Origin of the sequence: Tabrizicola sp., from assembly GCF_036781545.1 — a bacterium.
Lineage (GTDB): Bacteria > Pseudomonadota > Alphaproteobacteria > Rhodobacterales > Rhodobacteraceae > Tabrizicola.
Window position 1 is genome coordinate 1 of the sequence record NZ_DAIQAT010000084.1, and the last position, 14607, is coordinate 14607.

General features: G+C 66.6%; 15 protein-coding genes and 1 pseudogene. 11 read left to right on the top strand and 5 right to left on the bottom strand.

Annotated elements, in window-relative coordinates; genetic code table 11:
* From V7Q39_RS12980 to der, 4 genes are all read left to right on the top strand, one after another.
* Nucleotides 1-266 (top strand): hypothetical protein (locus V7Q39_RS12980; protein ID WP_333817016.1); only part of this gene is annotated, 266 nt, incomplete at its 5' end.
* 81 nt (nt 267-347) lie between these two features.
* Entirely contained in the window at nt 348-1004 is a 657-nt protein-coding gene (locus tag V7Q39_RS12985) for a hypothetical protein (RefSeq protein ID WP_333817017.1), read from the top strand.
* A 43-nt stretch (nt 1005-1047) separates the two neighbouring features.
* Nucleotides 1048-2388: an outer membrane protein assembly factor BamB family protein gene (locus V7Q39_RS12990; protein ID WP_333817018.1), complete on the top strand. Its 1341-nt coding sequence runs from the start codon at nt 1048-1050 to the stop codon at nt 2386-2388.
* 48 nt (nt 2389-2436) lie between these two features.
* Entirely contained in the window at nt 2437-3906 is a 1470-nt protein-coding gene (der, locus tag V7Q39_RS12995; RefSeq protein ID WP_333817019.1) for a ribosome biogenesis GTPase Der, read from the top strand.
* Nucleotides 3907-3981: 75 nt separating this feature from the next.
* Here der and V7Q39_RS13000 read toward each other — a convergent pair whose 3' ends face one another.
* Both V7Q39_RS13000 and serS read right to left on the bottom strand, forming a co-directional pair.
* On the bottom strand, nt 3982-4683 hold the full coding sequence (locus V7Q39_RS13000) for a hypothetical protein (RefSeq protein WP_333817020.1): 702 nt from the start codon (nt 4681-4683) through the stop codon (nt 3982-3984).
* 51 nt (nt 4684-4734) lie between these two features.
* On the bottom strand, nt 4735-6024 hold the full coding sequence (gene serS, locus V7Q39_RS13005) for a serine--tRNA ligase (protein ID WP_333817021.1): 1290 nt from the start codon (nt 6022-6024) through the stop codon (nt 4735-4737).
* 171 nt (nt 6025-6195) lie between these two features.
* Here serS and yajC point away from each other — a divergent pair, with 171 nt between their 5' ends.
* The 4 genes from yajC to V7Q39_RS13025 are packed head-to-tail and all read left to right on the top strand — an operon-like array spanning nt 6196 to nt 9569.
* Nucleotides 6196-6528 (top strand): preprotein translocase subunit YajC, encoded by a 333-nt coding sequence (gene yajC / locus V7Q39_RS13010; protein ID WP_333817022.1) that lies wholly within the window; start codon nt 6196-6198, stop codon nt 6526-6528.
* A gap of 16 nt (nt 6529-6544) precedes the next feature.
* On the top strand, nt 6545-8212 hold the full coding sequence (gene secD / locus V7Q39_RS13015) for a protein translocase subunit SecD (RefSeq protein WP_333817023.1): 1668 nt from the start codon (nt 6545-6547) through the stop codon (nt 8210-8212).
* 16 nt (nt 8213-8228) lie between these two features.
* Nucleotides 8229-9200 (top strand): protein translocase subunit SecF, encoded by a 972-nt coding sequence (gene secF / locus V7Q39_RS13020; protein ID WP_333817024.1) that lies wholly within the window; start codon nt 8229-8231, stop codon nt 9198-9200.
* Nucleotides 9201-9212: 12 nt separating this feature from the next.
* Nucleotides 9213-9569: an Mth938-like domain-containing protein gene (locus V7Q39_RS13025; RefSeq protein ID WP_333817025.1), complete on the top strand. Its 357-nt coding sequence runs from the start codon at nt 9213-9215 to the stop codon at nt 9567-9569.
* Nucleotide 9570: 1 nt separating this feature from the next.
* Here V7Q39_RS13025 and V7Q39_RS13030 read toward each other — a convergent pair whose 3' ends face one another.
* The 3 genes from V7Q39_RS13030 to V7Q39_RS13040 all read right to left on the bottom strand — a co-directional run bounded on the left by V7Q39_RS13030 (nt 9571) and on the right by V7Q39_RS13040 (nt 11552).
* Nucleotides 9571-9729, bottom strand: coding sequence for a hypothetical protein (locus V7Q39_RS13030; RefSeq protein ID WP_333817026.1), 159 nt, complete (start codon nt 9727-9729; stop codon nt 9571-9573).
* 156 nt (nt 9730-9885) lie between these two features.
* Entirely contained in the window at nt 9886-10863 is a 978-nt protein-coding gene (locus tag V7Q39_RS13035) for an HpcH/HpaI aldolase/citrate lyase family protein (protein ID WP_333817027.1), read from the bottom strand.
* An 86-nt stretch (nt 10864-10949) separates the two neighbouring features.
* Nucleotides 10950-11552, bottom strand: a complete 603-nt coding sequence (locus V7Q39_RS13040; RefSeq protein WP_333817030.1) for a response regulator transcription factor — start codon at nt 11550-11552, stop codon at nt 10950-10952.
* A 314-nt stretch (nt 11553-11866) separates the two neighbouring features.
* Here V7Q39_RS13040 and V7Q39_RS13045 point away from each other — a divergent pair, with 314 nt between their 5' ends.
* The 3 genes and pseudogenes from V7Q39_RS13045 to V7Q39_RS13055 form a co-directional block, all read left to right on the top strand.
* Nucleotides 11867-13114: an aminotransferase class V-fold PLP-dependent enzyme gene (locus V7Q39_RS13045; RefSeq protein WP_333817028.1), complete on the top strand. Its 1248-nt coding sequence runs from the start codon at nt 11867-11869 to the stop codon at nt 13112-13114.
* A gap of 11 nt (nt 13115-13125) precedes the next feature.
* The gene (locus V7Q39_RS13050; RefSeq protein ID WP_333817029.1) at nt 13126-14322 is read left to right on the top strand and encodes a malate--CoA ligase subunit beta; all 1197 of its coding nucleotides are present in this window, start codon (nt 13126-13128) and stop codon (nt 14320-14322) included.
* Nucleotides 14322-14607 (top strand): annotated as a pseudogene (locus V7Q39_RS13055) (succinate--CoA ligase subunit alpha); the annotation flags it as partial. The gene V7Q39_RS13050 and the pseudogene V7Q39_RS13055, both read left to right, overlap by 1 nt.

Here is a 14607-nt window from a genome sequence, read left to right on the forward strand (position 1 = left end):
ATTATCGCGGCGCGCTGCCGCACCAGGACGAATCCCTGCGCATCATGCGCGACCTTGCCGCCGCATATCCCGACGATGTCTGGTATCGGATCGACGTGGTGCGCGCGCTCGACCAGCGGGCCATGCTGCTGCAGGACCCGACCGCCGAGAACCGCGAGGCGCTGGACATGTTGGAAGCGATGCAGACCGCAGGCACATTGCCCGCAGGCTATGAGGACTGGATCACCGGCTTCCGCAAGAACCTCGGCCTGCCCACGGATTTCTGACCGCCGCTGCGGCGGGGCAGGGCTTGGCAATGTGCGGGCTTTGCCTGTAAGACGGGGCAAACGACAGGAAAAGGCCAAGGCGTGAGCAATCCCGACAGCTTCATCGACGAAGTCACCGAAGAGGTGCGCCGCGACCGCCTGTTCCGGCTCTTCCGCAAGTACGGCTGGATCGGGATGGTGATCATCCTCGGCCTTGTCGTCGGCACCGCCTGGACCGAATGGTCGAAATCCCGCGCCGAATCCCGGGCCGAAGCCTTCGGCGATGCGGTGATTGACGCGCTGGACCAGGGCACCCCCGAGGAACGCCGCGAAGCGCTGGCCGCCGTGCCCGCCGCTGCCGGGCAGACCGCGATCCTGCAGCTTATCGCCGCCTCCGACCTGGCCGAGGACAAGGCCGCGACGCTCGCCGCGCTGGACAAGGTGGCCGGTGACGGATCGCTCTCCCCCGTTTACCGTGATCTCGCCGTCCTGCGCCGGGTGCTGGTCGCCGGGGCCGACCTGCCCGCCGCCGACCGCCGCGCCGCGCTTGACGGCATCGCCGTCCCGGGCCGTCCTTACCGCGTCCTGGCCGAGGAGCAGCTGGCCTATCTCCTGATTGAAGAGGGCAAGACGGATGAAGCCGTCGCCGCTCTGACGGCGTTGATGCAGGACCAGGAAGCCTCCGGCTCGCTCAGGGCGCGGCTCGGGCAGGTGGTGACGGCGCTGGGCGGCACCCTGCCCGAAACGGCAGGCGGCTGAGACGGCGATGGGCGGAAGCGAAAGGTCCTATCAGGTGGCAGGCATGAAGATCAGGCTAATGACCGGCGCGGCGCTTCTGGCGTGTCTCGCCGCCTGCGGCGACAAGGAAGTGATCCTCCAGGGCGAACGCTTCCCGGTCCGCACCGACCTTGACGCCTCGATCCCTGTCGAGGGCAAGCCCGCGCCCACCGCCCCCGCCGAGGCCGAGAACCGCAGCGTCCCGATCTCGCTCGGCGCCCAGACCGGCGGCGACTGGACCCAGCGCGCCGGCAACGCCCGCCACCTGATGCCGCATGCCGCGCTGTCCCCCACGCCGCAGCGGGTCTGGTCGGCCAATATCGGCGCCGGCTCCAGCCGCAAGAACCGCATCTCCGCCGCGCCCGTTGTGGCGGATGGCCGCATCTTCACCATCGACGCAGGCACCGCCGTCACCGCCACCTCGACCGGCGGCGCGACGCTCTGGTCCACCGACCTCGCCGCCAGCTTCGACAAGGGCGGCGGGCAGTCCGCGGGCGGCCTCGCCGTCGCGGGCAGCCGCCTCTTCGCCACCACCGGCTATGGCGAGCTGGTGGCGCTCGACGCCGCCACCGGTGCCGTCCTCTGGCGCCAGCGCGTCGACGCCCCGGTCAGCGGCGCCCCCGCGGCCGATGGCAACGCGGTCTATGTCGCGGGCATGGATGGTTCGGCCTGGGCGGTCGACGCGGCCAGCGGCAAGGTGATCTGGCAGGTCGTCGGCACCCCCGGCAAGACTGCCTATGTCGGCACCGCCGCCCCCAGCATCGGCGACCGCGCGGTGATCTTCCCCTCGTCGGCGGGCGACCTGATGGCCGTCCTCAAGATCGGCGGCGGCACCAAGGTCTGGCAATCCTCGCTCGCGGGCAAGCGGCTTGGCCGCGCCTATGCCGTCACCTACGACGTCACCGGCGACGCGGTGATCGCGGGCAAGACGATCTACGCCGGGTCCGGCGCGGGCCGCACCGTGGCGCTTTCCGCCTCCTCGGGGGAAAAGCTCTGGTCCGCGACCGAAGGCGCGCTCGGCCCCGTCGCCGTGGCAGGCGGCTCTCTCTTCCTGGTCAACGACGAGGCTCGGCTCGTCCGTCTCGACGCCGCCACGGGCGAGGTGATCTGGTCCGTCGAAATGCCCTATTTCACCCAGGACAAGATCAAGAAGCGCAAGGGCATCTACGCCCATTACGGCCCGGTCCTTGCCGGTGGCCGCGTCATGGTCGTCTCCTCCGACGGGCTCCTGCGCGCCTTCGACCCGGCCAATGGCGCGCTCACCTACACCGCCGAAATCCCCGGAGGCGCCGCGGCGCAACCCGCCGTTGCGGGCGGGACGCTCTATGTCGTAGGCGGCAAGGGGCAACTTCACGCTTTCCGCTAGGGGCGAAGCCGTGTATCTGGGCGGCTTCGCGAAGCCTGGACACATAAGATGACCTTCACCCTCGCCATCGTGGGCCGCCCCAATGTGGGCAAGTCGACGCTCTTCAACCGCCTCGTGGGCCGCAAGCTCGCGCTGGTCGACGACCAGCCCGGCGTGACCCGCGACCTGCGCGAGGGCGATGCCCGGCTTTTCGACCTGCGCTTCACCGTGATCGACACCGCGGGCCTTGAAGAGGTGACGGACGACAGCCTGCAAGGCCGGATGCGCCGCCTGACCGAACGCGCCGTCGACATGGCCGATGTCTGCCTCTTCCTGATCGACGGGCGGGTCGGCGTCACCCCCTCGGACGAGGTGTTCGCCGACATCCTGCGCAAGAAGGCCGCCCGCGTCCTTCTCGGCGTCAACAAGGCCGAGGGCAAGGCGGGCGACAGCGGCGCGCTGGAAGCCTGGTCCCTGGGCCTCGGCGACCCGATCCGTCTTTCCGCCGAACATGGCGAGGGGATGGACGACCTCTACACTGCCCTGAAGCCCTTCGAGGAAGAATTCGCCCCCCGCGAAGCCGAGATGCTGCCGGAGACCGACACCGACATTCCCGAGGACGAGGCCGAGCTTGAGGCGGATGAGAACGCCCACCGCCCCACCGCCACCAAACCCCTGCAGATCGCCGTCATCGGCCGCCCGAACGCCGGAAAGTCCACCCTGATCAATAAGATCCTCGGCACCGACCGGATGCTGACGGGCCCTGAGGCCGGGATTACCCGCGACGCCATTTCCGTCCGCGCCGACTGGCAGGGCACGCCGATCCGCATCTGGGACACTGCCGGAATGCGCAAGAAGGCCAGGGTGGTGGAGAAGCTGGAGAAGCTCTCCGTCGCCGACGGTCTCCGCGCCGTGCGCTTCGCCGAGGTGGTGGTGGTGCTTCTCGACGTGGAGATTCCCTTCGAGGTGCAGGACCTGCGCATCGCCGACTTCGCCGAGACCGAAGGCCGCGCCGTGGTGGTCGCCGTCAACAAATGGGATCTAGAGGACGACAAGCAGGAAAAGCTGGCCGAGCTGAAGGAGATGTTCGAACGTCTCCTCCCGCAGCTGCGCGGCGCGCCCCTTGTCACCGTGTCGGCCAAGACGGGCAGGGGCCTCGACCGCCTGCACGACGCGATCCTGAAGGCCCATGACGTCTGGAACCGCCGCATCCCCACCGCCAAGCTGAACACCTGGCTCGGTGCGATGACCGAGGCGCATCCCCCGCCCGCCCCCGGGGGCCACCGGATCAAGCTGCGCTACATGACCCAGGCCAAGACCCGGCCGCCGGGCTTCATGATCAAATGCTCGCGCCCCGATGAACTTCCGGAAAGCTACAAGCGTTATCTGGTCAACGGGTTGCGCGACCATTTCGACATGCCGGGCACGCCGATCCGGTTGTTCCTGCGGTCACAGGGCGACCAGAACCCCTGGAAGGAACGCAAGTTCCACACGCCCTCGCGGCTGCGGAAGCACAAGGAAAAGAACACCGGGCAGTAGTCGGGGCGCCGATTTCTTTGAAGAAATCGGACCAGAGCCTTCAAAGGCTCCGAACCGGAGTTTTCGAAAACTCCGTTACCCCCGCCGCCAAGCCAGCACGGTCACCGCTCCCATAACCACCGCGCCCGCCAGCGCCAGCCAGGCGACGGTCGGGTTCAGCCCCCAGTTGGCCACGACGATTCCGACCAGCGCCCAGATCACTGCAGCGCCATATTCCGGCACCCGGCCCACCCGCAGCTGCATCGCCGCCGCCAGAACCAGCACCGCCAGGATGCAGACCACCGCGCTCGCGGTATCCGTCAGCCAGCCCAGCCCCGCCAGCGTCACGCCCGAGGCCGCCCCTGCCGCCGCCGTGACCCAGCCCGCCAGAAGCGCAATCGGCGGCATCAGCCAAAGCCGGTCCTCGCGTCCGGTGCGCAGGACCGCAACCAGCGCCGCCGCCAACATCACCAGGATCGTCACCGTTCCCGCCACCGGCTGATCCTCGGCCAGCGCGACCCAGGTCGTTCCCAACACCAGCGCCGCCATCAGCGGCAGGCGGGGCCGGTCCCAGACCGGATCGTCGGCCCGACGCAAGAGACCGAAGCCCGCGTGCAGGATCAGCCCGGCATAGATCACCAGCCAGATCGAGAAGGCATAACCCGCCGGCTGCACCGAAGGCCGCAGCACCTGCACCGGGAAATCCTCCGGGTCATAGCCGTCGAAGCTGGGCAGCATCAGCGGGGTCAGCGCGAACAGGATAGCAAGGCACAGCAGGAAAACGGCACGGACTCGCATCAGCTCACTCCTTCCGACCGGAAACGCTTTCGCTGTCAGGGGGTTCCGTGGTCAGACCAGAACGCCCTCTGCCGTGATCCGGCTCTTGCCGCCAAGATAGGGCACCAGCGCCGAAGGCAAGGTCACCGAGCCGTCGGCCTCCTGCCCGTTCTCCAGGACCGCGATCAGGCAACGCCCCACGGCCAGACCCGACCCGTTCAGCGTCGCCACGAACTCCGGCTTGCCGCCCGCAGGCCGATACCGTGCGTTCATCCGCCGCGCCTGGAACTGGCCGCAGGTCGAGACACTGGAAATCTCGCGATAGGTGTTCTGTCCCGGCAGCCAGACCTCCAGGTCATGCGTCTTCTGCGCCCCGAATCCCATGTCCCCGGTGCAAAGCACGATGGTCCGGTAGGGCAGGCCCAGCCGCTCCAGCACCGCCTGCGCGCAGCCGGTCATTCTTTCGTGTTCGGCCAGCGCCGTTTCCGGCGTGCAGATCGTCACCATCTCGACCTTCTCGAACTGGTGCTGCCGCAGCATCCCCGTCGTGTCCTTGCCCGCCGACCCGGCCTCCGACCGGAAGCAATGCGTATGCGCCGTCATCCGCAGGGGCAGGGCTGCCTCGTCCAGGATGTCGCCTGCGACCGAATTGGTCAGCGTGACTTCCGAGGTCGGGATCAGCCACCAGCCGTTCGTGGTCTGGTAGCTGTCCTCGGCGAATTTCGGCAACTGGTTGGTGCCATACATCGCCTCTTCCTTGACCAGCACCGGGGTCCAGGTCTCGGCCAACCCATGCTCGGACGTGTGCAGGTCCAGCATGAACTGCGCCAAGGCCCGATGCACCCGCGCGACGGCCCCGCGCAGCACCACGAAGCGGCTCCCGGAAAGTTTGGCCGCGGTGGGGAAGTCCAATCCGCCCTTCGCCGCCGGAATATCAAAATGTTCCAAAGGCTTGAAGTCCATCTCGCGGGGCGTGCCCCAGCGCCGGATCTCCACATTCGCCGTCTCGTCCGGCCCCTCCGGCACCTCGTCCAGCGCCATGTTCGGAATGCGCATCAGCGCATCGCGCAGCGCCGCGTCCTCGGTCCCCGCCTCCTCGGTCAGCCGCGCGCCCTCGGCCTTCTTCTCGGCCACCAGCGCCCGCAGCCGCTCGAACTCCGTGTCGTCGCCCCGCGCCTTCGCCGCGCCCACCTCCTTCGACGCCGCATTCTGCGCCGCCGCCGCCGTCTCCGCCGCCAGGATCTTCGCCCGCCGCGCCTCGTCCAGCGCCAGCAGTTCCGCCGACATCGGCGCCAGCCCGCGCCGCGACAGCGCCCTGTCGAACGCCGCCGGATTTTCGCGGATGAAGCGGATGTCGTGCATGGCTCTGCCCCTCTGGAACGCAACACCGGCGCTTATGCCCGATAACGATGCAGGGGGGAAGGCGCCCCGCAGCGCACGCCCTCTGGCAAAGCGCTTCGAAAGGCCTTACATGAGCCGACAATCGCAAACGGGCCCCGCCAGACGGACCCGGCCCCGCAGGAAAGGATGCCCATGTTCGTCACCCCCGCCTTCGCGCAAACCGCAGGCGCCGCCCCCGGCGGTGCCGCCGCTTTCGCGCAGTTCCTGCCGATCGTCCTGATCTTCGTGATCTTCTACTTCCTGCTCATCCGCCCGCAGCAGAAGAAGATGAAGGATCACCGCGCCATGGTCGACGCGCTCCGCCGCGGCGACCAGGTCGTCACCTCGGGCGGCATCGTCGCCAAGGTGGTGAAGGTCCAGGACGACGGCATGGTCGAGGTCGAGATCGCCGACGGGGTCAAGGTGAAGGTCGTCAAGCACACCATCACCCAGGTCCTGAACAAGACCGAACCCGCGGCAAGCTGAGGCCGGAGCCCCCGACATGACCCCGACCCCGCTCTGGAAGCGCCTTCTCATCCTTGTGGTCTGCCTGTGGGGCGTGCTGGCGGCGACGCCAAACGCCTTCTACCAGCGGGCCGAGACCCACAACGATGCGGTCAACGCCATTGCCAAGGCCAAGGGGGTCGCCACGCCCGCGCAAGAGGCCGACAGGGCGCTCTGGCCCAACTGGCTGCCCTCAGCGGTGATGCCGCTCGGGCTTGACCTGCGGGGCGGTGCACACTTGCTGGCGCGGGTCGAGGTGTCGGACGTCTACAAGGCGCGGATGAATTCGCTCTGGCCCGAGGCGCGCGATGCCCTGCGCCCTCTGCGCGATCAGGTCGGTGCCGTCCGCCGCGCCCCCTCGCCCGAAGATACGCTGCGCATCACCATTTCCAACCCCGATGGCATGACGGCGGCGCTGGCCGCGATGCAGAAGCTGACCACCCCGGTCATGACCCTGACCGGCGCCGGCCAGAACGATCTCAGCATTACCGCCGAGGGTAACGATATCGTCATCCGGCTAACCGATGCCGAAAAGGCGGCCTCGGACGTTCGCACCGTCCAGCAAAGCCTTGAGATCATCCGCAACCGGGTGGACCAGGCCGGGACGCGCGAACCCACGATCCAGCGCCAGGGCTCTGACCGGATCCTGATCCAGGTTCCCGGCATCGGCTCGGCGGCGGAACTGAAGTCGCTGATCGGCACCACCGCCAAGCTGACTTTCAACCGCGTGATCAGCCGCACCACCGACGCTTCCGCCAACCCCGGCGCGCGCAACCTGCTGCTGCCCTCCAAGGGCGAATCCGGTGTCTACTACATCATCGAAGAGACGCCCGTCGTGTCCGGCGACGATCTGGTCGATGCGCAACCCTCTTTCGACCAGAATGGCGCACCCGCCGTGAGCTTCCGCTTCGATTCCACCGGTGCGCGCAAGTTCGGCGATTATACTGCGGAAAACATCGGCTCGCCCTTCGCCATCGTGCTGGACAACCAGGTCATCTCAGCCCCCGTCATCCAGAGCCATATTCCGGGCGGCTCGGGCATCATCACCGGCAGCCAGAACGTCGAGGAATCGACCGAACTCGCCGTGCTGCTGCGCGCGGGCGCCCTGCCGGCGGGGATGGAATTCCTGGAAGAGCGGACCATCGGCCCGGAACTCGGCGCCGATTCCATCGCTGCGGGCAAGACCGCCGCCGTCATCGGTGGCGTCGCCGTGATCGCCTATATGGTGCTGTGCTATGGCATGTTCGGCTGGTTCGCGAACATCGCGCTGGTGCTGAACATCATCATCATGGTTGCCGTCCTGTCCACCATCGGCGCCACCCTCACCCTTCCCGGCATCGCCGGGATCGTGCTGACCATGGGGATGGCCGTCGACGCCAACGTGCTGATCTTCGAACGCATACGTGAGGAATTGCGCATCGGCCTCTCGCCCGCACGCGCTGTCGAGGCCGGGTTCGAACGCGCCTTCTCGGCCATCATGGACTCGAACATCACCGGGCTGATGACCGGCTTCATCATGTACTGGATCGGTTCCGGCCCGGTGCGCGGCTTTGCCGTCACGTTCATGCTGGGCATCATCACATCGCTTTTCACGGCGGTCTATGTCACCCGACTGGTGATCGAGCTTTACTTGAACTGGAAGCGCCCCAAGGCGATTGTGGTCTGAGGAAGAGGAACAGAGAATGGCATTCCGTCTGAAACTGGTCCCCGAAAAGACCGACATCGACTTCTTCCACATCCAGTGGCTGACCTTCGGCATTTCGATCGTCCTGATGGTCGCGTCGATCATTTGCGTCGGGGTCATGGGTCTGAACTTCGGCGTCGACTTCAAGGGCGGCACCACGATCCGCACCGAATCGACGACGCCGGTCGAAATCTCGGTCTATCGCGACGCTCTGGATGCGCTTCAGATCGGCGATGTCTCGATCACCGAAGTCACCGACCCGTCCTTCCGCGATGACCAGCATGTCGCGCAGGTCCGCATCGGCCCGCGCGAGGGCGAAGAGGCCGTGACCGCCGAGGTCATCGCCGAGGTGGAAGGCGCGCTCAAGGCCATCGACCCCGCGATCACCTTCCCGCAGGTCGAATCGGTCGGGCCCAAGGTCTCGGGCGAACTGATCTGGAAGGCTATCGGTGCCGTGGTCGCCGGGACCATCGGGATCATGATCTACATCTGGATGCGGTTCGAATGGCAGATGGCGCTGGGAACCGTGGCCGCCATGCTGCATGACGTGATCGTCACCCTGGGCATCTGGGCGGTCTTCCAGCTGAAGTTCGACCTCTCCATCGTGGCCGCGCTGCTGACGATCCTTGGCTATTCGGTCAACGATACGGTGGTCATCTTCGACCGCCTGCGCGAGAACCTGGCCAAGTACAAGACCATGCCGCTCCGCGACATGATGAACCTGACGGCCAACGAAACGCTCAGCCGGACGGTCATGACAGCCTCGACCACGCTGATCTCGCTTATCGTGCTGATCATCTGGGGCGGCGACGTGATCCGGGGCTTTGTCTTCGCGATGATCCTCGGCGTCCTGCTCGGAACCTACTCGACGCTCTACATGGCCAAGAACATCGTGCTGTTCCTTGGCGTGAACCGCGGCGACAAGCCGAAGAAACGCGACAAGAGCGAATTCGCCAACGTCGATGCCTGAGGCTCTGGTCCGATGCGCCTGACCGAAGTCACCTACGGCTCGGCCAAGGCGATCGAGGGCTACGGGCCGGGTTTCTTCCGCGTGGCCGGGCATGTGCTGCGCGGCCCCTGCCTGATCACCCCCTGGGACGCCGGTCCCTGGGGCGGGCTCGACGACAGCGCCACGCCGCTGTCGCTGGCGGACCGGATCGATGTCCTCTTTGTCGGCACTGGCTCGCAGGTGGCGCATGTTCCGCAAGCCTTCCGCGAGGCGCTGGAAGGGCAGGGGATCGGGGTCGAGGTCATGGCCTCACCCACCGCCGCCCGCACCTACAACGTCTTGCTGGGAGAAGGCCGCCGCGTTGCCGTGGCGCTGATCCCGGTCGATTGAGCTACCAGCGCTTGCTTCGGTCGATCCGGTCGCGCAGGCGGATCATCGCCCGGTAAAACGCGCGGGTCTGGCGCCAGAACAGCCAGCCATACAGCGCTGCGGTCCCCGCAAAGATGGCCGCCAGAATGATCCAGGTGAGAAGGTCGTCGGAACTCTCCAAGCTTCCTGCTCCATGTCCTCCGCTCTCGGAAGCCTAAACAGGATCGAGCCGGGAGAGCAACTCCCGGCCCGGCCAAACCTGGTTAAGCCTTCCTGAACGGCGACAGACAACCCTCTGATTCCATTTGGAGTCCGAATGTGCCCGCGCGCGGGCAGGTCAGCCCCCGGCGATCTGCTTCGCCTTCTGGACCAGCACCTCCGCCTGCCGGATCGAGGCATAGTCGATCAGCCGCCCGTCCAGCGACACCGCCCCTTTGCCCTCGGCCGCCGCCTGGGCCATCGCCTCCAGGATCCGCTGCGCCCGGGTGACCTCCGCCTCCGACGGGCTCATCACCTCGTTGGCCAGCGCGATTTGCGACGGATGGATCGCCCATTTCCCCTCGCACCCCAGGACCGCCGCCCGCTTCGCCGCCGCCCGATACCCGTCGGGGTCCGAGAAGTCGCCGAACGGCCCGTCCACCGGCCGCAGCCCGTTCGCCCGCGCCGCCACGACCATCCGGGCCAGCGCATAGTGCCACATATCGCCCCAGTGGACCGCGCGGGAACCATCCTCCAGCTTGTCGGTCAGCACCGAATAGTCCGGGTTCACCCCCCCGATGATCGTCGTCCGCGCCCGGGTCGAGGCCGCATAATCCGCCACCCCGAAATGCAGCGATTCATTCCGCTTCGACGCCCCCGCGATCTCGGTGACGTTCTGCATCCCCAGCGCCGTCTCGATGATGTGCTCGAAGCCGATCCGCTTCTTGTAACCCTTCGCATCCTCGATCTGCGTGACCATCATGTCGACCGCATAGACATCCGCCGCCGTGCCGACCTTCGGGATCATGATCAGGTCCAGCCGTTCCCCGGCCTGTTCCACCACATCCACCACGTCGCGATACATGTAATGGGTATCCAGCCCGTTGATCCGCACCGACATGGTCTTCTTGCCCCAGTCGATCTCGTTCAGCGCCTTGATGATGTTCTTGCGGGCCTGCGCCTTGTCGTCGGGGGCGACGGCATCCTCAAGGTCCAGGAAGATCACGTCCGCGTCCGACGTGGCGGCCTTCTCGAACATCTGGGGGGCGCTGCCCGGAACGGCCAGCTCGCTGCGGTTCAGGCGCGCGGGGGCCTGCGTGATGACGTGGAAAGACATGTTTGGGCTCCTGCCAAGGTAGGAGCTGCACCCGCCCTAGGCATCCGCGATGGCGGGGCGGTTCGTCAAGCGGGAAAATGCGCCCCTCACATTTCCCCGCGCGAGGCCCGGTTGGCGTAGAAGAAGGCGATCGCCTGCGCGCGGTTCTTCACGCTCAGCTTCTCGAACAGGTTCGACAGGTGGAATTTCACCGTATTCGCGCTGATATCCAGCTCGCGCGACAGCTCCTTGTTGGTCAGCCCTTTCGACAGCGCCTCGAGCAGAGTCCGCTCGCGTGGCGAGAGCGATTCGATCGGGTCCTGCTTCAGTCCGCGCACGTCCAGGAAGGGGAACACCATCTGCCCCTTCGCCACCGCGACGCAGGTTTCCAGAAGCCGCTCCACCGATTCGGAGCGCGCGACGAACCCAGCCGCCCCCGCAGCCATCGCCTTCCGGGGAATGTCGCCGGTATCTTCGGCATAGACCACCAGCCGCGGCGCGCTGGCCTGCGCGCGAAGCACGTCGATCAGCCGCGCCCCACCCAGCTGGGGCAGGTTCCAGTCGATCACCCCCAGCTGCACCGGCATCCGCATCACCATGCCGAGAAACCCCTCCGCCGTCGCCGCCGTCGCGACCAGCGAGAATCGGCGGTCCTTCTCGAAGATCTCGGACATCGCCGTCAGCATCAGCGGATTGCCCTCGCCCAGCATCAGCGTGACCCGATCGCTCTTCGTCTGATCATCCCAAAGCGCCATCAACCGCTCCTCCCTACCCATTTTGGTAGGGTCTGATTTGTATACCGACGTATATCAACCTTTATGGGTGGGTAAACTACCACCCGAATAGATATCCAAAAGCAGGATATAGGAATGTTGTGACCGCTGTCGAGTGGCGCTTTCCTTGAGGGCAGGACCAGCGTCCACGGTAGACCCCGCGACCTTTTCTTCCGCTGCACCCGGAACGGTCGCAGGTCTTCCAAAGACCGCAGTCCAACCGACGTCGATGGCCTTGGGAGGGGCGCCGCATGACCGACACCGAACTTTTCCCGCAACTCACCATTCCCGAGACCCTGGCCGCCGGCCCCGGGCCCGGCAATACCGATGCGCGCGTCCTGGCCAGCTTCGCCAATGCGGGCCTGGCCGACCATATGCAGGCCGACGTGCTGAGAGGCATGGTCGAGGCCAAGCACATGCTGCGGAAGATCTGGGGCACGAAGAACACCTACACCTTCGGCGTGGGCGGCACCGGCTTCAGCGGGCTCGACGCGCTCTTCTCGGCCATCCTGCCGGGCGACACGGTTGTCTGCTTCGTCAACGGCACCTTCAGCGGCATCGACGCGCTGACCGTCCGTACCAAGGCCGCCAGCCGCGCGGACCTGAAAGCCAATGCGCTGGACCCGAAGCCCGCGAACGTCACCGTGGTCAATGTCCCGCACGGCCAGTCCGTCACCGGCGAGGTGGTGGAAAAGGCCCTCGCGCAGCACAAGCCCACCTGGGCCGTGATGGCGCATTGGGAAACCGGTTCGGGCCGGATCAACGATCTGAAGGGCTTCTCCGACGCCTGCGAACGGCATGGCGTGATGGGTCTGGTCGATGCGGTCTCTTCCCTCGGGATCGAGAACTTCGACATCGACGACTTTCCCGGCGTCGCGGGCTGGGCCTCCTGCCCGCAGAAGGGCGTGCTCTGCCTGCCCCTGACCTATGCCCCGGTCAGCTTCACCGACCGCTACATCGCGCATCTGCGGGAAAACGGCTGCTACACGTTCGTCCACAACCCGATCTTCGAGGCCCGGCACTGGGGCATCATCGACGGCAAGGACGTGGCCGCGGGCAGCTACCACCGCACCCATTCCGGCTATGCCGTCGCGGCTTTCCACGAGGCGCTGCGCATCAACCTTCAACATGGCCGCGCGCAGAAGGCCGCCGATTACGCCAACCATGAGGCCGCGCTCCGCGCCGCCGTGCAGGCGCTCGGCTGCGAGGTCACGTCGAACATGACCAGCCTCGTCGTCCTGAACCTGCCGCCCAGCCTCGCGGGCCGCGAGAAGGAGCTGGTCCAGGCCGCGCGCGCCAAGGGCTTCGGCATCTGGCCGACGCTGTCGGAACCGGTGCAGGTCCGCATCGGCATCCTCAACCAGCTGAGCCAGGCCGCGATCACCGAGATCGTGACCCGCTTCGCCGCCGAGATGAACGCGATGGGCGCGAATGTGGACGCCAGCCTGGCCCTGGCCGCGCTGGAAGACCACTACGCCGCCGCCATGGCCGCCGAATAAGGGAGGATCAGATGGATATCCACGAATACCAGGCCAAGGAAATCCTTGCCAAATTCGGCGTCACCGTGCCTGCGGGCGCGCTGGCCTACAGCCCCGAACAGGCCGCCTATCGGGCGCGCGAACTGGGCGGCGACCGCTGGATCGTCAAGGCCCAGGTCCATGCCGGGGGCCGCGGCAAGGCGGGGGGCGTCAAGCTCTGCAATTCGGAGCATGAGATCCAGGAAGCCACCGACGCCATGTTCGGCCGCAAGATCGTGACGCACCAGACCGGGCCGGAGGGCAAGGGCATCTACCGCGTCTATGTCGAGAATGCCGTCGAGTTCACGCGTGAGATCTATCTCGGCTTCGTGCTCGACCGCTCGTCGCAGCGGGTGATGATCGTCGCCTCTTCGGAAGGCGGGATGGAGATCGAGGAAATCTCCGCCTCGCGGCCCGAGTCGATCGTGCGCTCGACCGTGGAACCCGCCGTGGGCCTTCAGGAATTCCAGGCGCGCGAAATCTCCTATGCGCTCGGCATCCCCGCTGCGCTGACGCAGCAGATGGTTCGCACCCTGCAAGGCTGCTACCGCGCCTTCCGCGAGCTGGATGCGACCATGGTCGAGATCAACCCGCTGGTGGTGACCGCCGACAACCGCATCCTCGCGCTGGATGCCAAGATGACCTTCGACACCAACGCGCTTTTCCGCCACCCGCAGATCGCGGAACTGCGCGACAAGTCGCAGGAAGACCCGCGCGAAAGCCGGGCCGCCGACCGGGGTCTCGCCTATATCGGGCTCTCGGGCAACATCGGCTGCATCGTGAACGGGGCCGGGCTGGCGATGGCCACGATGGACACGATCAAGCTGGCCGGGGGCGAGCCTGCCAACTTCCTCGACATCGGGGGCGGGGCCACGCCTGAAAGGGTCGCCAAGGCGTTCCGGTTGGTCATGTCCGACCAGAACGTGCAGGCGATCCTCGTCAACATCTTCGCCGGCATCAACCGCTGCGACTGGGTGGCCGAGGGTGTCGTCCAGGCGCTGACCGCGAATCCGGTGGATGTGCCGGTGATCGTCCGCCTGTCGGGCACCAATGTCGAGGAAGGCCAGAAGATCCTGGCCAAATCCGGCCTGCCGATCATCCGCGCCAACACGCTGATGGAGGCCGCCGAACGCGCCGTGACGGCCTGGCAGAACGACCGCAAACAGAACACCAAGATGAGGGCCGTGTGATGAGCATCTTTCTCGACCGTTCCAGCCGCATCGTCGTCCAGGGCATCACCGGCCGCATGGCGCAGTTCCATACCAAGGAAATGCTCGACTACGGCAGCAATGTCGTCGCGGGCGTGGTGCCGGGCAAGGGCGGGGAAACCGTCATGGGCGTGCCGGTCTTCAACACGATGAAAGAGGCCGCCGCCGCCACCGGCTGCGACACCAGCCTCGTCTTCGTGCCGCCGCCCTTTGCCGCCGACAGCATCATGGAGGCCGCGGACGCGGGCATCCGCTACTGCGTCTGCA